17 protein-coding genes are annotated in these 26,502 nt (G+C 51.4%); 6 read left to right on the forward strand and 11 right to left on the reverse strand.

Annotated elements, in window-relative coordinates; genetic code table 11:
• Positions 1 to 225: 225 nt before the first annotated feature.
• The gene (locus EHT25_RS26615; protein ID WP_124878362.1) at positions 226 to 1,053 is read right to left on the reverse strand and encodes a polysaccharide deacetylase family protein; all 828 of its coding nucleotides are present in this window, start codon (positions 1,051 to 1,053) and stop codon (positions 226 to 228) included.
• Positions 1,054 to 1,124: 71 nt separating this feature from the next.
• Between EHT25_RS26615 and EHT25_RS26620 the strand changes: the two genes are divergently transcribed.
• Complete coding sequence (locus EHT25_RS26620) at positions 1,125 to 1,421, forward strand: hypothetical protein (protein WP_124878364.1); 297 nt, start codon at positions 1,125 to 1,127, stop codon at positions 1,419 to 1,421.
• A gap of 11 nt (positions 1,422 to 1,432) precedes the next feature.
• On the opposite strand, the gene EHT25_RS26625 is transcribed toward EHT25_RS26620, so the two are convergent.
• The 4 genes from EHT25_RS26625 to EHT25_RS26640 all read right to left on the reverse strand — a co-directional run bounded on the left by EHT25_RS26625 (position 1,433) and on the right by EHT25_RS26640 (position 11,606).
• On the reverse strand, positions 1,433 to 3,394 hold the full coding sequence (locus EHT25_RS26625) for a glycoside hydrolase family 9 protein (protein WP_124878366.1): 1,962 nt from the start codon (positions 3,392 to 3,394) through the stop codon (positions 1,433 to 1,435).
• 136 nt (positions 3,395 to 3,530) lie between these two features.
• Positions 3,531 to 3,731 carry a hypothetical protein gene (locus EHT25_RS26630; protein ID WP_124878367.1) on the reverse strand — a complete coding sequence of 67 codons (201 nt, stop codon included), beginning with the start codon at positions 3,729 to 3,731 and terminating at the stop codon, positions 3,531 to 3,533.
• A 212-nt stretch (positions 3,732 to 3,943) separates the two neighbouring features.
• Positions 3,944 to 9,403: an alpha-2-macroglobulin family protein gene (locus EHT25_RS26635; RefSeq protein ID WP_124878369.1), complete on the reverse strand. Its 5,460-nt coding sequence runs from the start codon at positions 9,401 to 9,403 to the stop codon at positions 3,944 to 3,946.
• Between the two features lie 403 nt (positions 9,404 to 9,806).
• Entirely contained in the window at positions 9,807 to 11,606 is a 1,800-nt protein-coding gene (locus tag EHT25_RS26640) for an acyl-CoA dehydrogenase FadE (RefSeq protein WP_124878371.1), read from the reverse strand.
• A gap of 256 nt (positions 11,607 to 11,862) precedes the next feature.
• Here EHT25_RS26640 and EHT25_RS26645 point away from each other — a divergent pair, with 256 nt between their 5' ends.
• Positions 11,863 to 13,977 carry a LysM peptidoglycan-binding domain-containing protein gene (locus EHT25_RS26645; protein ID WP_124878373.1) on the forward strand — a complete coding sequence of 705 codons (2,115 nt, stop codon included), beginning with the start codon at positions 11,863 to 11,865 and terminating at the stop codon, positions 13,975 to 13,977.
• Positions 13,978 to 14,026: 49 nt separating this feature from the next.
• Here the strand turns inward: EHT25_RS26645 and EHT25_RS26650 are convergent, their stop codons facing one another.
• The 5 genes from EHT25_RS26650 to EHT25_RS26670 all read right to left on the reverse strand — a co-directional run bounded on the left by EHT25_RS26650 (position 14,027) and on the right by EHT25_RS26670 (position 19,919).
• Complete coding sequence (locus EHT25_RS26650; protein ID WP_124878375.1) at positions 14,027 to 15,202, reverse strand: acetyl-CoA C-acyltransferase; 1,176 nt, start codon at positions 15,200 to 15,202, stop codon at positions 14,027 to 14,029.
• 51 nt (positions 15,203 to 15,253) lie between these two features.
• Positions 15,254 to 15,625 (reverse strand): four helix bundle protein, encoded by a 372-nt coding sequence (locus EHT25_RS26655; RefSeq protein ID WP_124878377.1) that lies wholly within the window; start codon positions 15,623 to 15,625, stop codon positions 15,254 to 15,256.
• A 65-nt stretch (positions 15,626 to 15,690) separates the two neighbouring features.
• Positions 15,691 to 18,144: a 3-hydroxyacyl-CoA dehydrogenase/enoyl-CoA hydratase family protein gene (locus tag EHT25_RS26660; protein WP_124878379.1), complete on the reverse strand. Its 2,454-nt coding sequence runs from the start codon at positions 18,142 to 18,144 to the stop codon at positions 15,691 to 15,693.
• Between the two features lie 128 nt (positions 18,145 to 18,272).
• A complete protein-coding gene (locus tag EHT25_RS26665) occupies positions 18,273 to 18,749 on the reverse strand; it encodes a MarR family winged helix-turn-helix transcriptional regulator (protein ID WP_124878381.1) in 477 nt (158 codons plus the stop codon).
• 132 nt (positions 18,750 to 18,881) lie between these two features.
• Positions 18,882 to 19,919, reverse strand: coding sequence for a beta propeller repeat protein (locus EHT25_RS26670; RefSeq protein WP_124878383.1), 1,038 nt, complete (start codon positions 19,917 to 19,919; stop codon positions 18,882 to 18,884).
• A gap of 176 nt (positions 19,920 to 20,095) precedes the next feature.
• Between EHT25_RS26670 and EHT25_RS26675 the strand changes: the two genes are divergently transcribed.
• Both EHT25_RS26675 and EHT25_RS26680 read left to right on the forward strand, forming a co-directional pair.
• Positions 20,096 to 20,758: a hypothetical protein gene (locus tag EHT25_RS26675; protein WP_124878384.1), complete on the forward strand. Its 663-nt coding sequence runs from the start codon at positions 20,096 to 20,098 to the stop codon at positions 20,756 to 20,758.
• Between the two features lie 481 nt (positions 20,759 to 21,239).
• The gene (locus EHT25_RS26680) at positions 21,240 to 22,682 is read left to right on the forward strand and encodes a S41 family peptidase (RefSeq protein WP_124878386.1); all 1,443 of its coding nucleotides are present in this window, start codon (positions 21,240 to 21,242) and stop codon (positions 22,680 to 22,682) included.
• Positions 22,683 to 22,753: 71 nt separating this feature from the next.
• Here EHT25_RS26680 and EHT25_RS26685 read toward each other — a convergent pair whose 3' ends face one another.
• Positions 22,754 to 23,149, reverse strand: coding sequence for a gamma-glutamylcyclotransferase family protein (locus EHT25_RS26685; RefSeq protein WP_124878388.1), 396 nt, complete (start codon positions 23,147 to 23,149; stop codon positions 22,754 to 22,756).
• An 89-nt stretch (positions 23,150 to 23,238) separates the two neighbouring features.
• Here EHT25_RS26685 and EHT25_RS26690 point away from each other — a divergent pair, with 89 nt between their 5' ends.
• Both EHT25_RS26690 and EHT25_RS26695 read left to right on the forward strand, forming a co-directional pair.
• A complete protein-coding gene (locus EHT25_RS26690) occupies positions 23,239 to 24,714 on the forward strand; it encodes a TonB-dependent receptor (protein ID WP_124878390.1) in 1,476 nt (491 codons plus the stop codon).
• Between the two features lie 152 nt (positions 24,715 to 24,866).
• The gene (locus EHT25_RS26695) at positions 24,867 to 26,501 is read left to right on the forward strand and encodes a sodium:solute symporter family transporter (RefSeq protein ID WP_124878392.1); all 1,635 of its coding nucleotides are present in this window, start codon (positions 24,867 to 24,869) and stop codon (positions 26,499 to 26,501) included.
• Position 26,502: the final 1 nt, after the last annotated feature.

Raw genomic sequence — 26,502 nt, forward strand, 5'->3', positions numbered from 1 at the left:
GATGAGTCGGCAAATTGGAAAGAATTAACATTCATTGCTGAAAGTTAACAATTTTTAATAGTTACAACTACAAATATAGTTAAAAAAATAATTTTATAGGTAAAACTCCGGACAGGAAACCCGGCGAATAGGAATCTTGAATAGGGCAAAGAGGGTATTTTACAACGAAATGTTGCACGGATTTACCGCAGAACGCGCAAAAAACGATTTATGATATACCGTTCATCACAATAATTCGTTGACCCGAACCAGATTGTAGTTTTTAGTCTGAAGATACCTGAGTAGTTCGTCGAGGTGCGCATAGAGCTTATCAGTACGATCGGGATGCGTACCGATGTGCAGCAACAGAACAAAACCGTTCAGTCCAGCCGGACGATGCTGTTCATACTCATAAATAGACTTCAGAATGATTGCGCTGCTGCGGTAATTCGGCAGATCGGGGGTGGTGTAATCAGCGTGGCTGAGGGTTCCGGGCGTATACGAAATGAGTTGTAAACCCGCTTGGTGAGTCCAGGCGGCAATCGTGTCGTTATACCATTCGTAGGGAGGCAGAAAAAACCGGGCGTCTTTTTTCGAAATTCCATACTGCCGCATTTCCACATAATTCCGATCCAGATCAGTCCGAAACCGGGTTTGATCCACCAATAAACTGTCCCGCTTACGCCAGTCGCAATACAACAAATGCTGATCGGAATGAGCACCAAGGTAATGACCGTCTTTTTTCAGGTTGCGAATCAGCGTTCGGAAATCCGGATTGCGGTAAAACCGGCCCGTCAGAAAGAATGACGCCGGAACCCGGTTTTTTGCCAACGTTTGCCGGATCGATTTGCCACCGTCGGCGTATTCATCACCGGTAAAAACAATAGCCAGCCGACGGACTGTCGAATCGCCCCGAATGATGGCTCCGCGAATCCTCGTTTTTCCGTCCGGAATATATTTTTGATGATTTTTCCGTTCAGGTGCAACGCAACCAGGGGGAATTGCATCTTTCACACAATTATCGATCTCAGGAACGATAAACCAGCACAGAAAACACAACCAAACGATCAGCATAGCGGGACACCATTACACTCAAAAAACACCGTATCATGAATTTGATGAACTCTTGGGCTACCCGGACCCCTATGGCGACTCCATTGAACACTTACACCGTTGACATGGAACACACCGGTTTATCCGGTTGGATCAGCTACCGCGAATCGATGCTGACGCTACGGTTTTCCTATGAACGCATGCTGACATCGATCTACGTTTTCGTTCCGGGCGACGAGCAATGGGCGGCTTACTGCCGGAGTGCCGGAGCCAAGACCGCTACCCCCCGCCGAACCGAAATTATCCACCGCATTGCCTCAGAACTCCGCAATCAGCAGGCGCCGTCGATGGTGCAAATTAATGAATTTGGAATTGAGGTAATGTTTTGAGAAAACGATTCCTACCGCCGTCTTTTCTTTTTCTTCCCCGACGAACGGCTTGCCGAAGCCTTTTTCCGGCCGGACGATTTCTTCCGAACGGTTTTCCGGGATGAACTTTTCTTTTTCCCTTTGACTACTTTTTTCCCTTTAACACTTTTCGCTTTAGCCGGAGCGTCTGCGACGGTTGCTGCCGCTGTCGTTTCGCCCTGTTTGGCCGCCAGCAGGTAAATCAGCGACGCCGTACCGTCCATCGTCGGTTCGTTGGTGCTATAGTCGCCGTAATCGTCGTGGTAAACCACCAGATCGCTCTGAAACTCCGCATATTCGTCCGGTTCTTTCAATTCAATCCCGATCAGGTTTTTGTAAATCCGGCCGTACACCGGCCCGTCGACCAAACCGCCGTCAATAGGGAACTTGCCGAGGTGCGTAAAGGCCGAGTGTGGATCGGCGGGCGTGTCGGCACCGGCGGGCAAACCGTATACGAAGCTCGTTCCCCACGGATTACAACCAAACAGCCAGTCGAAACACGCCTGTTCGAGCTGGAGATAGCGATTATCGCCGGTCAGTTTGCGGTACCAATAACACTGAATAGCAAACGACGTTGTCAGGTTGTTGCTGCACCAGATAAACGGAATGCCCCGATAAAACGCATTCGTTTGCGCTTTCTGCCAGATTTTCTCAATGCCGCTCCGGTAAAAACCGACGATGTGCTGCCGACGCGTATCGGCCACCCGTTTGGCTACTTCATAATGTCCGATATTGATGAACGGATACCACTGATAATGCCGGGCGGTGTCGGCACCCAGCCAGGGCGTTTCCGGTTCGATCAAACCGTAGGCATAGGCGCTGTTGAGGTAATCGGCGGCTTTGTAGCCCTGAATGCGGGCGGCATTGTACATTTCTGCAGCCGCCAGTTCCATGTCATCGACGTAATTATCTTCCTCGTAAAAATAAGGTGACCGACCCGGAGCCGTCTGACAAACCCCCGGTTTTTGTAACCCGAGCATGTAGGCGGATTGCGCTCGTTCCCACAATTTATCGGCATAATCCAGATCGCGTTTCCGGAGAACCTGAAACCCTAACGCAAACGCACTGCTGAACTTTCCGGCCGTCGAAGCGACGCCCGTTGCGCGGTTTTTGTATTTAAAAAGCCCCTGCGGTTTTCCGGTGGCAAAATAAACCGGTCGCTCGAAGCCTTTTCCGTAGAAGTCATCCTGTTTGGGAATCCGTAGCCCGGAATGATCGCGGTCGTCGGCCAGTTGATTGAACATCCAGTCGTCTTTCGGGTGCATTTTCAACAACCAGTCGAGTCCCCAGCGCGCTTCGTCCAGCACGTCGGCCTGATTATTTGGGCCTTCCAACCCATTGGCCTGGTGCAAATCCCCAAAAACTTTGGGAAAATCGCGGTAAGCCGCTAATAAATGATAGGTCGCGTTGGCGGAGGTCGGAACGTATTGCAGGTAATCGGAAGCATCGTGCCAGCCGCCCGAAACGTCGATGTGCGTGCTGTCGGGCATGGGGCCGTACATCGTGTAGCCGTCGTGCGTATGGCAGGAATCTTTCAGGAAAGGATTGTAGCCGCTGCGTTGCTGGCGCATGTACCGCAGGCAAAAATCGGCCGCTCCATTGTATACGTCGTCGGCAATCCGGAACTCCGGTGATTGAACCGAACCGGTTTTTAAGTAATATCTGCCCGGTTTTCGAACGGCCGAAAAATCAAGCCGGTAGGTTTGGGAGAACGGACCGTATGTACCAAAATCTTTTCCTACAGGATTTTCATAGACCACTTTCCCCGTCACGGCGTCGACAACCTGGAAGGGTTGTTCGAGCGTTTCCGCCGTTTTTCCGGCCCAGATGGCCACTTTCGGGCCGGTGGGCCGGTAGCCCAGAAAGTTGATTCGTATCCAGGCTTGCTCCTCTCCGGTGGATTTAAATGCGGCAATCCATACAACTAAACCAATCAGCAAAAATAATTTCCTCATCGTAGGCAAGTTACAACTTTTACCGGTTGCGACGGAAAATCCGAATAAATGAAATACACCCATCCCCGGCGACTTTCAACCAAAATCGGGAATGGGTGTATGTATGGATATAGTATTGTATCTCTACCGGAAAAAATCAATAGCGCCGTTCGAGCATTTCGAGAATGCGCAACCAGGGCATGCCACTGCGGATAAATTGATCCAGCGGTATTTCAGAAAGAAGATTAAAACGCTTTTCCAGGCTTTCTTCAATGGGTTGATCTTTTTTTGAAGAATGCTTACGATAAAGCTCATCGCCCATCATGCTGGATAAGAGGTAGTAGCTATTGTACTGCATAAGATTACTTACTTTTACGGTGACACAAAGTTAGGCTACAAAAGTACTTTCTCCAACCCGTTCAAACAGTTTATTCAAATCAACCTGCTCCTAATCAGGAGAAAACGGGGTATTTAACCGACTTGCGGGACGTTCGTGCCACCCGCTAAATTGGTGAGATATACTTAATAGACGCAACTTAGTTCTAAAAGTCACTTTTCGATTTTCTTTTGTTAGTTTGTGGTTATACTTCCTCCCCCCGAATAACTCCGCAAACTGCCGTCATACATGGCATCTGCCGATACCGGCCCCAGTGAAAACCGCCCCTTCGACACGACGCGGACGAGGTAATAAAATGTTTTTTCGGTTGTTCCGGCCGAGGTAAAAAAGTGAATCCGGTCGTCGCGAACGTCGAAATGGTCGGGCGTTGAAGCACCCTTGATCCAGGGCATTTCGCGGGGTTCATTCAGCCGTGGATTTTCGATCTCAAAACCGGCGGGCAACATGTCCGTCACAACCACATTAGTAACCGGAATACCGTTATCGCTCGCTAACGAAAGCCGCACCACCACCAGGTCATTCTGTTTGAACGACGACATCGGTGCGCCATCGCGGTTCAGAAACTCCCGGCGAACCCGCAAACCGGCATCTTCTTCCGTGTAGTTGCCCGTTGCACTCAGGCCTTCCGTCTGGGCAAACCAGTACAGACTGCCGCTGCCCTGGGTCGCCAGCTTCAGTTTGCGGTTGGCAATCCCAGTCGTCAGATTCAGGGTTTTTCCGGTAAACGCACCGACGGTTTTTCCATCCGCCGAAAGCGTGGCCGTAGCCGTCGACGTGGCGGCTTTTTTGGCAAATTTCCCCAGCGCCAGCACCGCAAAAACCGATTCCTGCGTGTTCAAATACGAACTGGTGTTCAAAGCCTGCGACAATTGCCGCGCCAGCGTCGGAATCTGCAGATTATCCGGCTCGGTTTCCAGTAAGGTGTTCAACACCAAGGCCAGGTTGCGAATGGGGGAGGCATAGCTGCCGCCCGATTGCCGCCGGTTGGTCGTGTTTGTGAATTTTTTTGGCAACAAGGCCTCGTAACTGCGGGTGTCGCCGGTCAGGTAAAACGTAGCCGCCAGCAGATACCGGCTGTCCGGGGTCAACATCGTTTCGTTCGGGCGCAGGGCTGCGGTTTTGTAGTAATTCATCGCCGGACGGTTGGGTTGGCCACCCAACGCCAGTGCATATAATCCGTACAAATTTTGCCGACTGATGATTTTACGAACCGAGTTTCCGCTTTCGCTGAACGTCATTTCGTCTTCCAGCGCGGGGCTGCTCGTGCGGGTATTCAGCCGGTCGAGGGCTTTGCTATACACCGATGGACTGATTTCAAACCCAGCGCGCCGGGCTTCGGTCAGGAAATGAACGGCATAGGCCGACGCCCAGCCGTCTTCGGTCGGCAAACCGGGCCACATGCTGAAACCGCCGTCGGCCAGTTGCATCGACTCCACGCGCCGGATGGCTTCCTGAACAGTGTAGGTCGGATTCAGATCGCTTTCGCCGGAACGCACGAAATACGTCCCCGGTTTTCCCATCGTTTTGAGCACTTCGGCAAAATACAACTGCGGAAACGCCTTGGAAATCGTTTGTTCCATGCACCCGTACGGATAACCCAGCAGATACGACAGTTCCTTGCTCAACTGAATCATCGGCGACCGGCTGACGGTCAACTGACTGCGCACCGTGCCGGGAATAAATTGATTCGTCAGGTCGATGGTTTGCGATTGGTTGGCGGCCACTACGCCCGATTGGGCGGTTTTCAGCAATGAAGTTACCGGCCGAACTGTCAGGTCGATGCTTTCGCTGAACGTTTCGTTAAGCCCTTTCACCAAAACCGTGATGTTGCCGGTTCCGATGGCGGTTTTCGCTTTTACGCTAAATATCGCGCGAGCTTCCTGCCCCGGCTGGATGGTCAATTGCTGCGTGGCCGGGCCGTTCGCCAGCAGAGCGCCGGTCAGTTTCAGCGAAGCCGAAACATTCGCCGGTTTTTTGGTCGTATTGCTGATCGTGACCGGTAAACTCAACTCGTCGTCCGGACTCAAAAACCGGGAGGCTCCAGTGCTGATCACGAGCGGATCGGCCACTTTCATATTTTTCGTCGCTGAACCAAACGCCTTATCCTTGTACGCGACGGCCATCACGCGTAAATCGCCCGAAAACTGCGGAATCGCGATGTCGAAACTGGCTTCTCCGCTGCCGTCGGCTTTCAGAACGCCACTCCACAAAGCGACTAATTTCACCCGCCCGTTGCTCAGCGGATTGATGCGTTTGCCCAGATTATAGCCGTCACCGCCGAACGACGAACTTCCGGCGATGTTTAATTCGGGAAACAGAAACGAATACAAATCGTGACTGTTGACTTCCAGGGCGCGTTTCTGGTAAAAATAGCCGTGAATATCAGGCGTCTGAAAATTCTTCAGTTGCAGGATTCCCTCATCGACCACAGCTACCGTCAGCTCGGCATTCGGTTTGGTTTTGACCGAAATGTGCTGCTTTGTTTTGGAACGCGACTGACTTGCCACCGCGATCTCGACCGGTAATTGCGTGTCCGGGTCTTCCACCAGGATCGGGGCAAAACCGTGGGCAACCATCAGCGGCAGATTGGACCCGTCGATGGGCCGGATCAGCGTGGCCGTCACATAAACCGTCGGCAAGTGTTCTCCGGACAGATTAAATGTTAGTTCAGCGGCTTTCTTGTCGGTTTCCAGCACCTGCGTTTCCAGCACTTTATTCCGTTCCAGCGTGACCAGCAACTTGCCTTCAAAGGGTGTTTTAAACAACACTTTCGCTTTGTCGCCGACTTTGTACTGTTCTTTGTCAAACTCCATCAACACTTGTCCTTCCGTGCTGACTTCGAACGACGAGCTTTGCGTGGTGCCAAAACCGTAAGCGTAATACGAAACCGCCGTGTAAGCTGCCGCCACCTCGCCGGATTTGCCCGACCGCCGGACGCGCACTTCGTATTCACCCGAAACCGTCGGTACGTAACTGAATTTGGCCCGGCCGTCGCCGAACGTCAGGTTATTGGTGTAAACGACCTTCTCGCGTTTTTTCGAAACGTACCGCAACTGCTCGTACTGTTTTTCGATCACCGTCTGGTATTCAAACCGGACCACTTCGGCCTGGGCCGTCGCGCCTTTCTGCAAATTGCCGTTTCGATCCACGGCCACGACTTCAACGGGCAGTGGCGCGTTGGTGCCAACGTAGGAATCGGCCAGCCGAATCCCGTAAAACGTTTCCTGCGTAAATACATCGAGTTGCTTCAAGCGATTGACCGGGCGGCTGTTTTCGTCAAAAACCGTCACGAATAATTTGCCTTCCAGCACGCCGATGTCGTGGTAGCTCGCCGAGATCGGAAACCGCTCGATGGCTTGTCCGTTGCCGTCGGTAACACCCTGCCGCAGGTTTTTCTCAAACGATGTATTGCTCTCGATGGCAAACGTATAATCCGGGAACTGCTTGGCTGTAAACGCCCGCTGTTTTAGTTGCAGATCCATTTCGTAGGTGCGCCCGGTGGCCGGTGGACCGAACAGATTGGTGGCAGTCGCGGTCATCGTTACGGTTTCGCCGGTTCGGTAGGCATCGCGCTCGGTGCGGGCCTCTACCCGAATTCGATCCGGAATAAATTCTTCGATGCTGATGTTGCGCGACGCCAGCAGCACGTCGTTGGCGTTGTAAATTTCGGTGATGTAGGTTCCCGTCACGGCCGCCGGATCGATGGGCACGTCGGTGGCAACGGCGCCCTGTTCGTTGGTCGTCTGGCGCAGCACGCGGTATTCTTTCCCATTGGGCGACAACACTTTGATTTTCAGTGGAATCTCGCCGACGCTCTCCCAAACCGGGTTGCGAATGATCGTGTTGAAGTGAATCGTTTCGCCGGGGCGGTAAATGTTGCGGTCGCCGTAGACAAAGGCGTCAAAACCGGTCGGATTGTCGCGTTTGCCTTCCACTTCAAAGCGTGAGGTCTCTACTTTCGCATCCTGCAACAGCAAATAATTGAAGTCGTCTTCGGTTTTGGCCAGCACCATCGCCAGTTTGGAACCGGGATTTTTGGCGGTTATTTTTTCAAAATGCGCCAGGCCCTTGCCGTTGGTCTGCACCGTCGCAATGACCTGGTTGTTGCTGCTAATCAGCGAGATATCGACATTTGCCAGCGGCTCGGCGGTTTTGATGGAATTGGCAAACACCCAGACTTCATCGGCGCCCTGTTTGGTAATCAAGCCGACGTCCGACACCGAAATCAGCTTGGTCGCGCTCACGTAGGCATCGTCTTTCGAACTGACCGTGACGAGGTAAATCCCGCGGGGCGGATTTGGGCTGGTGGTGGTTTGGTCGGGAAGCGACAGGTTCAGCGCTGAAACGCCTTTGGCTTTGGGCAGGTTGGCGGTTTCAACGGTTTTGTGCACGAGGACGTCACTGTAGTTCTCCTGCTCGTCGCTGTAATAATAATGCGTTCCCAGCGGCTGCCATTCCCCGTCGATTTCACCGGATTCTTCGTAGCGGCCCGAGCGGAGGTAATGCAGAATATTATTCTCGTAAATCTTCGCAATGGTCACATCCACTTTCGGCACGTTGACGATGTTGACGCCCACGTTTTTTGCCCCTTTCGACGAGAGATATACCGCCCGCTTGTTGACGAAGGAAATCCCGGCGGGCATTTTCCCGAAAAACACGTCTTTCGAAACCGCTTCGTCCAGTCTGGCACCCAGAACGCCCTTCATCTGATCGGTCAGCGTCAGGACGTAGGTGTCGGTTTCGCTGAAGTTGCCGCGAATGATAAAACCGTTCTCGGTGGGTTCGGCGCGGGTTTCGGCTTCCGGTGCCAGTGTGTAATACGTGCTCAGTTGGCTGGCCTGCAACTCCTGCGTCGTAATGACCCGAATGATACCTTCGTTGTTCTCAAAACCGGTTTTCACGTCCACTACATCGAGCGTATACTGGGAGGGCAGCACGGTTTTCTGTTCAAAATCTTCTTTGGTGCTGAAAGCCGTGTTCGGGACTTTCAGGCCTTTCCCGATCTGAATGGTCAGCGGAGTTTCGTTGCGGGCCGAGGGCGCGTTGGAAAGTGCCACCGGAATCGTCTCATTCAGCGAGGTTTGTAACACCTGCGTCGTCAGCGCCTTGTCGGTTTCGGCGTTGATTTTCAGCAACCCGGCCAGTTCGGCTCCGCTCACCGGGTAATTAAAATTCAGTTTCGCTTTGGCCACCGGGCGACCGGTTTCTCCGCGCGTCCACCAGAATTCGGTGTCGTTCAACTGGAGATAGGGCGTATGAAAGGCGATGGTTTCGTTATCCAGCGACAACTGCTCGTCTTTCTGCTGGCGAACCAGGGCATTGTTGAGTTCGGCCTTGTATTCCGTGGCCGGTTTGAAGGCTACTGCCGGAGAAAAAACCAGTTCGTTGGGCGCGGTCCACCGGAAGTTACCCGCTACCGCCGGTTCAAAAACCACATATTGCGTTGAATCCCATTCGTTCAGCCGCCCCTCCGGCACCAGATCCTTGCTGAATGTAAAGACCAGATTCTGGTTCCGGGTGACTTCATCTCCGAAGTTTTGGTTGATCAGCCGGACCGAATTGCTAAGGTGTGAACAGGTGGTTAACAGAAAGAGCGCAGCCAGGGCTGCCAACGGACGCAGAAACGTCTTCATGGTTCGGGAATTGTTGCGGTAAAGAACGGCGTAAGGTCTTAAAAATAGTTGAAATTTTACCAAGCGAGTTTATAATTGGCGGTTTTCGGCTGGTAATCAGGGCTCTTAAGGAAATGATAGGAGAGAATAACGGCGGTTTTTAATACTCACTCTTTCTCAACGTAATCAGGCAATCTCCCACACACGATTAGTTGCGCTCATCAAGATTGCTGCTTCGCTGGTGATGGGCAAGACGATGGAGTAGAAGGTGAGCTATCAGTATAATTTCCGACGGCTTTGCACGTTCTGAAATAAAACAATAAAGCCGACCGCGAATCCGCAGTCGGCTTATACAGTTTTGGTTTTTAGTTGTGAAGTTAATCGTTCGGTCGACCGGTTTCTGAAACCGGTCGGCCTGCATTTCTTAGAAAATATATTTGTTTTCCGCAATCATCGCATCGGCAATGCGACGGCGGGTATCTTTCAGATTCAGGGGGTCGATTTTCGTAAAACGTTTCAGGCCCATCAGCATCACGCGCATTTCATCACTCTCGGCAAAGGACGAAATCGCCGACCGCCCCGCGTTGTTGATTTTCTCGACGGCTTCGTGTAAATACACCAGCGCCAGATCTTTTTGCAAGGCCATGGCCGATTCACCCTTGACGGCGATTTGTTTCTCAACCCGCAGCAATACCGACTCGGCCACGTAAACCTCAATCATCATATCGGCCAGATTCATCAGGATTTCCTGCTCCTCCGACAGCTTCATCATCAGCTTCTGAACGGCCGCACCGGCCACCATCAGAACGGCTTTTTTCAGGTTCCGCAACACTTTTTTCTCGGCTGCGAACAGCACTTCTTCTTCTTCGGTACTGAAATCGGGAATCGACATAATTTCTTTGGAAACCGCCATCGCCGGACCCATCAGATCGAGTTCACCTTTCATCGTCCGCTTCAACGTCATATCGACCGTCAGCATGCGGTTGATTTCGTTCGTGCCTTCAAAAATCCGGTTGATGCGGGCGTCGCGGTAGGCCCGGTCCATGGGTGCGTCGGCCGAATAGCCCATGCCGCCGTAAACCTGAACCCCCTCGTCGACGACATAATCCAGAACTTCCGAACCGTGCACTTTCATCATCGCGCACTCGATGGCGAACTGCTCCAGCGCTTTCAGTTTCGCTTCCGCATCGGTCGTGCCACTGGCTTTCAGGCTTTCGATCAAATCGTCAATGTTTTGCCCGGCGCGGTAACAGGCGGTTTCGCAGGCATATACCTTCACCGCCATTTCGGCCAGTTTGTGCCTGATGGCTCCAAAACCAGAAATCAGTGTGCCAAACTGTTTGCGTTCGTTCGCGTACCGAATGGCGTTATTGATCACTTCTTTCGCACCGCCAACGGCGGCCACGCCCAGTTTAATCCGGCCAACGTTGAGAATATTGACGGCGATTTTAAAACCGTTGCCGCGCGTCGAAAGCAGATTTTCGACCGGAACCTGACAATCGTTGAAGAAAATCTGGCGTGTGTCGGAGCCTTTGATACCCATTTTGTGTTCCGGCTCGTTCATTGTAATTCCGCCGAAACTCTTTTCAACGATAAAAGCACTTAGATTCTTGTCATCATCGATTTTGGCAAAAACAATGAACAGGTCGGCAAAACCGCCGTTCGTAATCCACATTTTCTGGCCATTGATGACGTAATGCTTGCCATCTTCCGACAGGTTCGCTTTCGTTTTGCCCGAATTCGCATCCGAGCCCGAATCCGGTTCGGTCAGGCAATAAGCGGCTTTCCACTCACCGGTAGCGAGTTTGGGCAGGTATTTTGATTTTTGATCGTCGTTGCCGTAATACACAATCGGTAAAGTGCCGATGCCGGTATGGGCCGATAGCGCCACCGAAAACGAATGCCCGGCGCCGGTTATTTCCGTGACCAGCATCGACGTGTTGAAGCTCATCCCAAAACCGCCGTATTCTTCCGGCACCGAGGTTCCAAGTAAACCCAGTTCACCGGCTTTGTCCATCAACGACGCAATCAGCTCCGGTGACTTGGCCTGGTCGATTTCGTCCAGCCGGGTCCAGATTTCGCGCTCCAGAAACTCGCGGCAGGTAGCGGCAATCATCTGTTGTTCTTCCGAAAACTCCTCCGGAATGAACACCTGCGACGCATCGGTTTCTTTAATTAGAAACTCACCGCCTTTAATTGATGCTTTAGGGTCTGTGGCAATCATGACGTATAGGTCGATAGGTTGTAGGGCAGGTATGCAGACATACCTTTAAAATACAAAGGTATAAAAAGCAAAAATAGTATGCAAGCATACGAAAAAACTACAAAATGGTAGTTCAATCCCGATCGAACGGTTTCAGTAAACCTTTTTAATTAACCGGTTTTCGCGATTTAGTATCTAAAGGGTATAAAATAATTTTTTTATTGGTTGTACATATATTATTTTAGTATATCTTTCGTCTGCGATTTGATTTGTAGTTATGAAACAAGGAAGTAAATTCAAACAAGCGGTTTTCGGACAATTTCTGAATCCGGTGCCAGTTAAATGGCTGTTTGGATTGATTTTGGGTATTTTGCTTCAGGGTGGAACGGCCCGGGCGCAGGGTGTTCCCCGGATTGGTAACCGCCTGGAGTTTGCCGGAGTGACGATTCTTTTAACGTCGGCAACGCAACATCTGGTCCAGCAGGAAGCGGAATTGCTGTACGTGAACCGGGCTTTGGTGACGTCCCGGCTGGAACGAATGAACTTTTACTTTCCCATTATCAAGCCTTTACTGGCTCAGAACTCCTTATCCGACGATTTTTTGTTCCTCGCACTGCACAGCCAGATAGCCGGTTCTGATGACGTTTTCCCCGAATTCTGGGCATTGGATAAAACCAGCCTGCATGAACTCCGAAACGATGTTTTTGTTGACGAACGTCGGCACCCCATTCGCTCGACGCTGGCAGTTATTCCCCGATTGAAACAGCTTTATAGCCGAAAACCCAACTGGGTGTCGGTGGTGCATCGCTACGATCAACTGCTGCGGGCCGATACCACCCGGCTTTGGTCGCAGGAGCCCGTCGATTCGAAAATCTACGCACTGAATGATCCGCGCGACACGTTTCTGATCCGGTTGCTGGCGTCTAAAATTGTTCTGGAACGAGCGCTGTCGGTTTATCATCCTCAAAAACAGCTGGTTCTGTTCCCCTATGAAGAATCAAGGGGGAAAAATCTACGGCAGATTGCCACACTGTGTCAGGCCAGCCAAACCGCTGTTGATCAGCACAATACATGGCTAAAATCTTCCCGGGTTCCCGATCATGAAGATTATACGGTTTACGTGCCGACCACGCTGGAACACTATGCGGAATTGAAGCAGCAAGTCAGTTCTTCGGAAGAAAACCAGGCGGTTTTACAGGATGCCGGATTTCCGCTGTTGCAGAAAAGTACGGCTGAACCGGGCGATCGGGGAGGAGTGTTTTACCGGATCAACGGTAAAAAAGGCATTCAGGCGCAGTTGTTTGATAACCGGATTACGCTGGCTTATCAGGGTAAATTAAAAATCGATAAGTTTCAGAAATACAATGATTTGCGCAGTGACCGACCGATTGTAGCCGGTGAAATTTATTATTTACGGAAAAAAAGCAAACGGGCGAATGTACCGTTTCACATTGTCAGAAAAGGGCAATCGCTGTGGGCCATCGCGCAGCAGTACGGGATTCTGCTTGATAAACTGATTGAATACAATGATGTAAACCCGGAGCAGCAGCCCGCCGTGGCCCGGATTTTATGGCTTCAGAAGAAACGGCCGGCCAATCTGCCGGTTGAGTATTACCGCGGCCCGGTAAAACCGGGTACAACCGATCCCACCCCGAAACCGGAGCCGGTTCTGGCGGTTGCACAACCGGATTCTGCTGATAAAAAAACGGTGCCCGAGCTGGCCGGGTCTTCGGAACGAATAGCAACCGAAAAACCGCCAGCCTCGGTTCCGGCGCGAAGTACGCTGGCTGCGTTGGATAGTATGATTGCGATGTTGAACGAACCGCAAATGCCGCTCATTCGCTCCAGTGCGGCAAAAATGATTGTGCCTGCCAGCCTGAATGAGAAGGTGATGCCCGCAAAACCGGTCGAGGAAGAACCGGAAGAAGTAAGCGGCCCGTTGGTGATGCACATTGCCGAAAAAACCGATACGTATGCGACGATTGCCCGGAAATACAATGTAACAGTTCAGCAACTGTACATCTGGAATAATCTATCAGCCCAAAAACCGCTGCGTCCCGGTCAGGCATTGTTGGTTGACCAGTCAAAATCGCCTACCCAAAAAGGGTTAGTTCCGCTAGCTGCAAAACCCAGTCCGGTAAACCCAGCCGTGGCAAAACCGGCTTCGGTACCTGCTTCCAAGCCCGCAGCAATTAAGTCGGCGGTTGGTGTACCAACCGCACCACCAGTGGCCGGTTCGGGCGATGAACTCATTCATATTGTGCAGGCTGGTGAAAATATGTACCGGATTGGTCTGCGCTATAAAGTAAAACCGGAGCAGGTTCGGCAATGGAATAATTTACCGGATCTGACAGCGGTTGTTGGTGCCCGGTTGGTGATCCACAAAAAATAAAGGGAACCGTTGGCTCCCTTCTGTTCAAATCATTCAAAAAGTTCTGTTTTTAAAGCCGTTCAAAAATTCCGGCGACGCCCTGACCTCCGCCGACACAGGCCGAAACCATGCCGTATTTCTGGTTTTGCCGTTCCATTTCATTCAGGAGTTGCACCGATAACCGGGCTCCCGTTGAACCGAGCGCATGACCGAGTGCAATGGCGCCCCCGTTCGGATTGATCTTGCCGCGATCCAGTCCAAGTTCCTGAATAACCGCCAGCGATTGGGCCGCAAAGGCTTCGTTTAGTTCGATCTGGTCAATGTCGTCCTGCTTGAGACCGGCTTTTTTCAGTGCCAGCGGAATCGCGTTGACCGGCCCGATTCCCATGATTCGGGGCTCCACGCCCGCGGCTGCGTACGACATCATGCGCGCTTTCGGTTTCAAACCCAGTTCGTTCACCAGTTTTTCCGACATGACAATGACAAAGGCCGCTCCGTCGGAGGTTTGCGACGAGTTCCCGGCGGTGACCGATCCGCCCGCGGCAAAAACCGGTTTTAGTTTATTCAGGGCTTCAAAGCTGGTGTCGGCGCGCGGGCCTTCGTCTTTGCCAACCGTCCACTCGCGGGTTTTCTTTTTGCCCGAATCGGCGTCGAAATAGGTTTCTTTCACCGAAATCGGCACAATCTCACCGTCGAACTTTCCGGCAGCCTGAGCCGCCAGCGCTTTCTGATGCGATTCGTAGGCAAACTGGTCCTGCGCTTCCCGGTCAATTTTAAATTGCTCGGCTACCTGCTCGGCGGTTAGCCCCATGCCGATGTAATAATCCGGGTGTTTCTGCGCGATTTCGAAGTTCAGAGCGGTTTTCCAGCCCATTACCGGCACCAGCGACATTGATTCCGTTCCTCCGGCAATGATGCAATCGGCTAGCCCCGCGTGGATTTTGGCCGAGGCAATGGCAATGGCTTCGAGTCCCGAGCCGCAATACCGGTTGATGGTCATCCCCGGCACACTTTTGGGCAGCGACAGCAAGGCAATATACCGGGCGATTTGCATGCCCTGTTCGGCTTCCGGCACGGCATTACCGACAATCAGGTCTTCCACGCGGGCGGGATCGAAATTCGGAAGCTGCGCCAGCAAATGGTTGATGACTTCAGCCGCCAGGTCGTCCGGTCGGGTGAGTCGCAATCCGCCCCGGGGAGCTTTCCCGACGGCGGTTCTATATCCAGCTACGATGTATGCGTCCATGTTTTATTGAGATTAAAGAGGGTAGACAAGAGACAAGAGATATTCTCACATTTAGGAAGAAATCGGACTTTCAAACTTCTTATGCAGTGAGAATATCATTTTCTGGATCTCATGTAATCTCTGGGTTATTTCTAGAACAATAGTTTCTGTTAGAAAATTGAGACGATTTGCCACGATTAGCTGTGTTTCTAATTCGTAAGACGAAGCGAGCGAAATAGATAAGAAACGAGCGAATTCTTTATTGCTTCCGCGTCCGGAGCCTTCCGCAATATTGGAAGGAATAGAAATCGCCGACCGCTTGATTTGAGAAATCAAACCGAATTTCTCTTCATTTGGAAACTGGGTAGTTAATAGGTAAACACTGGTCACAAAATCTACCGATAACTGCCAAACTTTCAGGTTTCTAAAATTGTGTGTTTCCATTTTCTAAATGTGAGGTTACTGTGCAAGGTCTTTATTCTCTTGTCTCACATCTCGCTTCTAAAAAATCAGTTTCTCGGCGGTTTTCCTCCGTTCAATAACCCCTGAAGCCGCTCCAGCGTCTTTTTCTCACCGGTTAAGGATAGAAAAGCTTCGCGCTCCAGATCGATCAAATACTGTTCGGATACGGTTTGCGGTGTGCTCAGATCACCTCCACAAATGACGTACGCCAGCTTTTCGGCGATTTTTTGATCGTGGTCGGAAATGTAGCGACCCATGCGCATGGCCGTTATCCCGGCTTTGAACAACGCAATTCCGGTTTTGCCCTGTACTTTGATGTCGTTGCGTGGTTTGGGTTGCGTATACCCGTTTTCAGCCAGCTCGATGGCGACTTGTTTCGCTTCGGCAATCAGGCGGTTTCGGTTCAGCACTACCTGCGCCGAGGGCAGCAGGTAGTTCATCTCGCGGGCTTCCTGCGCCGAGGTCGAAACCTTCGCCGTGGCAATGTTCATGAAAATGCTTTGCAGAATGTTCAGTTCGGGATCACCGGTTTGGTAAAGATCGCTGGCGCGGGCGGCCATTTCCTTGGTTCCTCCCCCTGCCGGAATCAGGCCGACGCCCACTTCCACCAGACCCATGTACAGTTCTGAATGCGCCACCACGCGGTCGACGTGCAGATTCAGTTCACAGCCCCCGCCGAGCGCCAGCGAATGCGGAGCGCCGACGACCGGAATGGACGAATACCGTGCGCGCATCATCGTTTGCTGGAATTGCGCAATCATGAGGTTGATCTCGTCAAATTCCTGTTCGATGGCAAACATAAAGAGCGTCGCCAGATTGGCTCCCGCCGTATACGCTTCCGACGATTCATTGCCGATCACCAAACCGCGAAAATCTTTCTCCGCCAGACTGATGGCTTTTTGAATGCCTTCGATTACCTCGGCACCCATCGTGTTCATTTTGCTGCGGAATTCCAGGTTCAGAATACCGTCGCCCAGATCGTAAAGGGCCGAACCGGCATTTTTCCAGACGATATTATTAGACAAACTCTCCAGTAAAATGAACTGCTCTGTTCCCGGAATGGCTTTATAGCTTTTCGTCGGAATGTCGTAGTATTTTCGAATACCACCTTCGACTTTGTAGAAACTTTCAAAACCGGCCTCGAGCATGTCATACACCCACTGCGCCGGTTTCGGCCCTTGTGATTCGATCAGCTCGATTCCTTTGCGAACGCCGATGGCATCCCAGGTTTCGAACAGACCCAACTGCCAGCCAAAACCGGCAGTGATGGCGGCATCGATGCGGTACAATTCATCCGAAATTTCGGGAATGCGCAAACTCGCGTACCGGAACAGATCGGCGAAGGTTTTGCGGTAAAACTCCCCGGCTTTGTCCTGACCCGCCAGCAAAACCGAAAACCGCTTTTTGAGGTCGTTAATGCTTTTCGTACTTTCCAGCGTCGCAAATTTTACTTTCTCTGACGGTTTGTACTCGAACGTTTTCGGATCGAGCGCCAGAATCACCGACTGACCTTTTTCGTCCTTGATCTTTTTATAAAATCCCTGACCGGTTTTGTCACCCAGCCACCGGTTTTCCATCAGTTTCTGCATGACGGGCGGCAACTGGAACGTGTCCTTCGACTCGTCGTTGGTCAGCACGTTCAGCAAATTGCCCGCGACATTGGCCGTCGTATCCAAACCGACGACATCCGACAGGCGGAACGTTCCCGATTTCGGCCGACCTACCACCGGCCCCGTCAGTTTATCGACCTCCTCGACCGTCAGCCCCATTTCTTCCGCCACGCGAATGGTTTGAATCATGGCATAGATGCCCAGACGGTTGGCGATGAATGCGGGCGTATCTTTACACAAAACCGTTGTTTTTCCCAGATACAGATCGCCGTACTTCATCAGAAAATCGATGATCGCCGGGTCGGTGTCGGGGCCGGGAATGATCTCGAGCAGCCGCAGATACCGGGGCGGATTGAAAAAGTGGGTTCCGCAGAAATTCCGCCGGAAATCCTCGCTCCGGCCTTCGGTGAGCAGATGCATCGGAATGCCGGAGGTGTTTGACGTAATCAGCGTGCCCGGTTTTCGGTATTGCTCGACGCGCTCGTACAGTGATTTCTTGATGTCCAGCCGCTCCACCACCACTTCGATCACCCAGTCGTGTTTGCCGATTTCTTTCAGGTTGTCGTCGAAGTTCCCCAGTGTAATGCGTTGGGCAAATTTCGGACTATACAACGCGGCCGGGCTGGCTTTCAGTAGATTCTGAAACGCATCGTTCACAATCCGGTTGCGAACGGCGGGTTTCTCAAGCGTCAGACCTTTGGCTTCTTCGGCGGGCGTCAGCGCATTGGGAACCATGTCCATCAGCAACACCTCCACGCCAATGTTGGCGAAATGGGCCGCAATGCGGGAACCCATAATACCGGAGCCTAAAACGGCCACCCGGCGAATGCTGCGGTTTTTAGCGGCCGGAATCCAGCCTTCAGATTGTGGTTTTGGAAGGGTTGTTTGCATACTATTCATAATTCTGAACTGGGATTACGCAGATTAAAGGATTAACAGGATACGAAAGATTGCGGAAGCTAATCCTAGTTAATCCTTTAATCTGCGTAATCCCAGTTCAAGACATCTTAGTTAATCTCTTAATCCGCGTAATCCGAGTTCAGGACGATGCCGCTGGCTTTGATTTTGGTATTTTCTTCATCCACCAGTCGGTTGATGTCCTTCATTACTTCGAAGAAAACCACCAGTTTTTCCAGCGGAATGGTTTCCCGGATGGCGTTATTGAACTGAATGACGCCTTCGCGGGCAATTTCGCGTTTTTCTTTTCCCGCATCCGTCAGCAGAATGCGGACAAACCGCTTGTCGTTTTCGTCGATCACCCGCCGAATCCAGCCGCGTTCTTCGAGGCTTTTCAGCATCCGGACGAGGCTGCGGGGTTCCATACCCAGCAACGGACCGATTTTGGTAGCGGGCGTTCCCTGATCGATGTCGATGTTTAGCAAAACAAAACCGATTGCCATCGTCATATCGTAGCGGGCGGCATAGGCATTATACATCCGCGAAATAGCATGCCAACCCGTTTTGATGTGATAATCGACGGTTTTCTCTTTTTTCATGTTCAGTATCGGTTGCTCGTGCGCTATGTTGGCCATGAATTGTAAAGCTACTATTTTTAGTAGGTATTATGCAAGCATACTATCGAAGAAATCGGGAGAAAACCGATAAAGCAGGGAAGAACTGACAAAATGTTACTTCAGATTTTCGATCGTTGCAATGGCACCTTTCGCACCAACGGCCCAGCATTTGCTGCCCTCGCAATCAATGGAATGGAAAGCTGAGTCGTCGATTTTGGTCCAGGATTTTCCGAAGTCGGTTGTGTAGCAGGTGCCGGACGGGCCAACGGCGATGAGCCGGTTTCCCGACAGTCGCCCGACGGCTTCCTTCAAGCCGGGCGGATCGGTGGGCGCTCCGGCGGTCCAGGTTTTGCCGCGATCGGCGGTAACGGCTACATTTTGCCATTCGGCTTTTTCGTTTTTGTAATCCCCGCCAATGGCCATGCCATTTTCGCCCTGTGCATCGAACCACAACCCAAAAATTCCGGCGGTTGGTCCGGCCGGAATCGGTGTTTCGGTCACTTCCCAGTTTGAGGTCGGGGTTTGCGCCGAATACAGCCGTCCTTTACCCGCTCCACCCGAAGCGATCCAGGCGCGTTGGTAATTGTAGGTTTTCCATTTGTAACCCCGCGTAATCAGGCTCGTTCCACTGGCCGCAAAGGCGGCTTCACCTGCTTGCAGGGGCGGTAAATTTTCGGGCGGAACCCGTTTCCAGTTTTTGCCGCCGTTGGTTGTAAGCATCACAAACCATTTCCCGCCGATCGGGTCGCTGAAAACCAGGCCTTCCCAGCGGTTCCAGAAATCCATCGAGTCGAAAAAGACGCCAGCCTGTGCGGTTTGGTAGATCAATTGCCAGGTTTTACCGCCGTTGCTGGTTCGGTAGAGCCGGGCCTGGCCTTTTTCGGCGGGTCCGGCGGCCATCAGAATGGCTTCGTTCGCACTGAACGCCTGGACATCGCGGAAATCGCAGGTTTCGGCGCCCGGCACCGTTCCGGCTTTCCAGGTTTTGCCGCCATCCGTTGTTCGAACAAACGTTCCTTTGCTGCCGCCCACCCAAACCACTTTTTTGCTCACGGCGCTGACAGCCCGGAAATTGGCATCGGTTCCGCTGGTTTGGGGTTGCCACTGCGCGAATAAAATGGAGGGAAAGAGAACGAACAAAAGCAGTTTCATACGACAAAAGAGCGGTTTTAACGGGGTTAAATGGCAATACAATCCGGTTGTCATTTTCGGAGCGAATCAGGCCGGTTATTTTTGTAAACGTCTTTTCGTGAATGGTAAGTCAATTTGTTACCGTTTCACGTATGTTTGTTTTGAATTATTGCTAACAGGAACTAATACACATACTTATGAAAAAGTTTTTCGCCCTTATTCTGACTTTCGGATGGAGCGTATTGACCTACGGACAAGCGCCGGAAAATACGGTTTCTGCCAAAATTAACGGGAAAGAGTGGCAGGCCAAAGCGCAGCGCTTAAATCTCCCGTTTACCGGTGTCAAATACCTGGCCATTGCCGGCATGAATGTAAGTCCGGATGTGCAGACCTGGATTCGCTTCGTGTATGTCGATCAGTTGAAACCGGGCACCTATCCGGTTATTGCGGAAAATGACCGCGAAATGGAGAAGAAATACAAAGACTCGAACGGGGGGGTAATCTGGGCCTGGGTCGATTATACGGAAGAATCGAAAGGATTAGGCCACGCGTTCCGCGATGGCGAGTCGTGGAAAGGCACGGTAACCATCACCAGCGTAACTGACAACAGCATTGAAGGAACCTTTGAAGCAACCTTAAAAGAAACGACGTATAAAAAACGGGCGCTGGCTACCATTTCCGGTTTTGGCCTCCGGCAGAATCTGGAAGACAAAGCCGTTACGGCAGCCGGTGGTGGTATGCTGACCAAGTCGGGGCCGCACGACCACGACAATACCAAGCGCACCGAAGGCAGTGGCGAAATCACCATCACCGACGGAAAATTTAAGGTGAGCTGGGGCAAGGATTCCGCCAAAAAATAGCGCTACCCTATTTCTGAAGTACCACGTCCTGCGGTTTTGCACCGGGCTCATGCTCTTGTGAAAACCGCAGGACGTTTTGGTTTTTTGTAAGCCAGAAAAGGGTTATCAGCCTACGGTTTGATCGCAACGGCGAACCGTCCGTGGGGCCGGATAAAATGAAAATTTATGCTGAACCGTTTCAACGGTTCCCAAACTCACAACTATTTGCCATTGGCCTGCGCTTGAAACCGTGGGCTGATATTCCCTTCTTTGTACACGCTGAGAAGGCCGGTTTTCTAGCAATTCTAAAGTGACTTAAAGTTACTGGATACTTGATAATGTTACATTTGAAGGCGACAAATAACGACTTTCGCTGATTAAAATACAATTAATGCGTGCAGTCTACCGAACAAATAGAGTGCGTGCTGTGTTTAAAATATAGTGATCGATAGTGCGTTAGATAATATAAGTTTTCTAAAACCTTCAACAACAAAAAACATTAATGAGACTTTCCTGGAATGCACGGCAGTGGGGTTCGATTGTAGCGGTGGGCGCCGGTTTTTGGATGACAGCCTGTACGAAAGATCCTTCAGTTACACCACAATCACCCATCAGCAGTTCCCCTTCGACGGCTACGCAGTCAGTGGACGGCTGGATTCTGGAGAATATGCGGGCGGTTTATTACTGGAATGACAAAATTCCGGCCAAGCCGGACACGACTCTGGCACCTGAAGATTTTTTTTATTCGCTGCTTTACGATTATACGAACAAGGCCAATACCGAACGCGACCGGTTTTCGTGGATTCAGGAAAGCGCCGACGAACTGAAATCGTCGCTGAGTGGAGAAGAAAAAACGACCGGTCTGGAAGTGAAATATTATTTGCGGGCATCGGGTTCGACCGACGTGATTATGAAGGTGTTGTACGTGCTGCCCGGTTCGCCCGCAGCCAAAGCCGGTCTGAAACGGGGGAATATTATTACCTCTGTGAACGGCCAGAAGTTGACAACCAGCAATTATGCGTCGTTAGTCAATGACCCGACTACATTTAACTACGGGTTAGCCAAAGTGGAAAGCGGTAAAATTGTTGATACCGACGCTGTGAAAACGGTTACTGCCGAAGTGTTCCAGCAAAACCCGGTTTATCTGGATTCGGTTTACACCATTGGCAGCAAAAAGATCGGCTACCTGGTTTATAATCAGTTTATTCCCGGCCCGAATGGCAGCACGGCGACCACCTACGATCAGAAACTGGAACAGGTTTTCAGTAAGTTCAAAGCGCAGGGGGTCAACGAGTTAGTACTTGATTTGCGCTACAATCCGGGCGGTTACGTATCGTCGTCGGTGAAGCTGGCGAGTATGATTGCCAAAGGCGTCGATAATACCAAAACGTATTACCGGATGGAATACAACAAAGACGTCATGGCGGAACTCAAAACGCAAAACAAAACCGATGAGCTGACGACCCGGTTTCAGGCCAAGTCGCAAAACATCGGTGCCAATCTGTCGCGGGTTTATGTCCTGACAACGGGTGGAACGGCCTCGGCCAGTGAGTTGATTATTAATGGCTTAAAACCGTTCATGCCGGTGATTACGATTGGCGAAACCACCTATGGCAAAAATGTCGGTTCGATCACGATCTCGGATGAAACCGGTAAGATCAAGTGGGGAATGCAACCCATTGTGTTCAAGTCGTTTAACGCGCAGAATGAGTCAAATTATTCGACCGGATTTGTGCCGACGATCGCCAAAAGCGAACCGCTTGACGTGAAACAATTGGGGGATATCGAAGAAACGTATCTGAGCACGGCTCTGGCGCAAATTACGGGCAGCAACGCCCGGATTTCAGCAGACCAGGGCCCGAAATTGCCCGCTATCGGTTCGTCGGTGGAACGCCGGGCGGGTGGCAGCAATATGTTTGACGACCGAAATCCGTTGCATTTCTGACGGTGTTGCTTTGTAAGCGCGTAAATTTGCAGCAAAAACCCGTCAGCAAAGGCGGGTTTTTGTATTTGAAGTCAACGAAAAAAACGCCCGGAGAAAATGCGCGGGAATGATTCGGTCGGCTGATTGAACACATACGTCCAGCACTGGATAAAACCGTTGGCGGTTTGAACCGGGACCAGGATTCGGTCGTATTCATCGCCTTCGTAGTCGTCGAGCGTTCGCAGTAACTTTTGATTTTTAAGGGCCGGTTCCGGGAAAAAATAGATTTCGCCGTGAACAAAACTGTCGGCTTCAGGATTGAAAACCGCGCCGGGATACGTGCCAAGATCGTATAATCGGCCGGGGAAAAAACCGGGTCCGACGAGCTGAGTATTACGACGTAAAAACTCCGCTATAGGGTGTTTGGAGACACTGAGCAGCGTTCCGTAAACAAAAAGATGCCGAAAGGACGTTGTAGAAGTGGACATTCGATAGGCGATATTCGGAATGATATGTGTAAATTTAAACCAAAAGTAGTCTGGCCCGTCGCATCTGAACCAGTATACTCGCCAACCGTATGTACGATAAAACCATTGGAACCAAACAAAAAGGGCTGCGAATAAACCTTGACCGACGTATTTACGGCTCTTTTGCCGAAATCGGGGCCGGTCAGGAAACCGCAGCCATGTTTTTTAAAGCCGGGGGCGCGTCGGGAACCATTGCCAAAACCATGTCGGCTTACGACATGACCTTTAGCGACTCTATTTACGGCCATGAAGAAAGCGGTCGCTACGTGGTCGAATCGCGGCTGATCAAAATGCTGAGCAAAGAATACAGCCTGATGGAAAAACGGCTGGCCGAACAACGGGGTGAAACCACCACGTTCTTTGCATTTGCGAATACCGTCGTAGCACTTAACTATCAGAAAACCAACGAGTCACATGGCTGGATTGGTCTGCGGTTTCAGCTGGAACCCCAGGCACCGTATAACGACGTGATTATCCACGTCCGGATGCTCGATAACGAGAACGTGTTGCAGCAACAGGCACTGGGCGTGATTGGCGTCAATCTGATTTACGGCTGTTATTATTACTACAAATCGCCGGAAACGCTGCTGCTGTCGTTGATGGACGACCTGTCGCCGGAACGCATCGAAATTGATATGATCCGGTTCGATGGCCCGGATTTCCCGAACGTCGATAACCGGCTGATGAGCTTGTATCTAGTGCGGAACGGTTTTACCAATGCGGCTTTGTTTGGGCCGGACGGAAAGGTGCTGCAGCCTTCCGAAGCGCTTTATAAACGCCATATCGTGCTGTTGCGCGGGCGATTGCGCCCCGTTACGAATGTCCACATCGACATGCTCAGCAACGGCTTGAAGCAGTTTCTGGAAGAACCGGAAATCGATCCAACCCGGGTGGTGACCGTGGCCGAATTGACGCTGCACAACCTGGCCGCCAACGTCGATCACGGCATCGATGAAAAGGATTTTCTCGACCGGGTCGATATTCTGTGTTCGCTCGGGCAAACCGTGATGATTTCGAGTTTTCTGGAATATTACCGTCTGGTGGCTTATTTGTCGCGGTTGACGCGTCTGAAAATCGGCCTGATTCTGGGTATTCCAAACATGGAATATATTTTCGAAGAGCAACACTACAAAAACCTGCCGGGCGGGATTCTGGAATCTTTCGCGACGCTGTTCAGCCGGAAAGTGAAGCTGTTCGTGTATCCGACGCTGCTGTCCGATGGTGTAATTTACCGGTGTCAGGATTTTCAATTGCCGCCCCACTTGCAGCCATTGTACCAATACCTGATCGCCAACGACAAAATTGAAGACATTACCGATTACAACGAGGAAAACCTGCACATTTCAACCGATCGCGTCCTGCAAATGGTAAAAGCCGGGGAAGACGGTTGGGAGACGATGGTGCCCGAGGGCGTTGCCAAGATCATCAAAGACAATTGCCTGTTTGGTTATCCGTGTGAGGTTATTTATCCGTCTGTACCCATTGCCCAGCAATTGCAAACGGCCACCGAAGCACCTTCATCATAAACCGTCCTTGGAATCTGATTCCTATTAAAAACCGCAGCCCGACCCGGCTGCGGTTTTTGTTTGCCGATATTCCGGCCTATACCACCCGGAAAGTTGAAAACAAATGGAAATAGTTCTATTTTGCCGTTCTTTTGACATAGACCTACTGAGGAATGAACCACCTTCAGACCGCCGATTATGCGGTGTTCCTGCTTTATTTTGTCATTGTATCCAGCTATGGCTACTGGATTTACCGCCGTCGGAAAGCCGCTGAAACCAACACCAAAGATTTTTTTCTGGCTGAAGGGTCGCTGACCTGGTGGGCCATTGGAGCCTCGCTGATTGCGTCGAACATTTCTGCCGAACACTTCATCGGCATGGCGGGCTCCGGTTTTGCAATGGGGCTGGCCATTTCGTCCTATGAGTGGTTTGCGGCTGCCGTATTGATCGTCGTGGCGGTTTTTTTCATCCCGATTTACCTCAAAAACCGCATTTACACGATGCCGCAGTTTTTGGCGCAGCGGTATAACGATACGGTGAGTACAATTCTCGCGATTTTCTGGCTGGTGGTTTACGTGCTGGTCAACCTGACTTCCATTTTGTATCTGGGTGCCATTGCCATCGAGTCGCTGGCCGGCATTTCGTTCACGACCTGTACGATTGGCTTAGCGGTTTTTGCTATTTTCATTACCCTGGGCGGTATGAAAGTAATCGGTTATACCGATGTAATTCAGGTGGTTGTATTGATCACCGGCGGTTTGGTCGTTACGTATCTGGCGCTGGATCTGGTGGCCAATAAAATCGGGGTTTCCGGTGTCTGGAATGGGTTACTGTCTCTGCGCACAAATGCCGATTCGCACTTCCACATGTATTTTCCCGAAGGCCATCCGCACTACAGTGTGTTGCCCGGTATGGCGCTGGTCACGGGCGGGATGTGGGTGAATAATTTGTCGTATTGGGGTTGCAATCAGTACATTGTGCAGCGGGCGTTGGGTGCCGATCTGAAAACCGCCCGCAGCGGAATTCTCTTCGCGGCTTTTCTGAAATTGCTGATTCCGCTGATTGTCGTGATTCCGGGCATTGCGGCTTACGTCCTGTACCAGAACGGCACGTTTCAGACCGAAATGACCAGTAACGGGGCCGTTCGGCCCGATAATGCCTATCCGGTTTTGATGAATCTGCTGCCGGTGGGCATGAAAGGCTTGGCGTTTGCCGCGCTGACGGCCGCTGTAGTGGCCTCGCTGGCGGGCAAATGCAACAGCATTTCCACCATTTTTACACTCGATATTTACAAGAAATTCTTCGACAAAGACGCGTCGGAGCAGAAACTGGTGCGGGTGGGGCGTTATGCGGTGGTAGTGGCGTTCATCATCGCGATCATCATTGCGCCGATGCTGCGGTCGTTCGATCAGGTGTACCAATACATTCAGGAATACACCAACTTCGTTTCGCCGGGCGTTTTCGCCATTTTTCTGCTCGGTTTTTTCTGGAAACGCACCACCACGCGGGCGGCTTTAACGGCTGCGATTCTGAGCATTCCGCTGTCAGTTTTGCTCAAATTTTGGCCGGAGGTGATGAATCTGTTCGGAGTCAAAGCTGCCGAAATTCCGTTTTTGCACCGCACGATGTGGGTTTTCTGCCTTGACATCGCCCTGATGGTCGTCGTTACGCTCACTGATCCGGCCAGTCACCACAACGCCAAAGGGCTGGAAATCGACCAAAAGATGTTCAAGGTAACACCATCGTTCATTTTTGGCTCAGTGGTGATTCTGACGATTCTGGCGGTTTTGTATACGAATTTCTGGTGAT

Source organism: Larkinella rosea, from assembly GCF_003858635.1.
GTDB classification, from domain to species: domain Bacteria; phylum Bacteroidota; class Bacteroidia; order Cytophagales; family Spirosomataceae; genus Larkinella; species Larkinella rosea.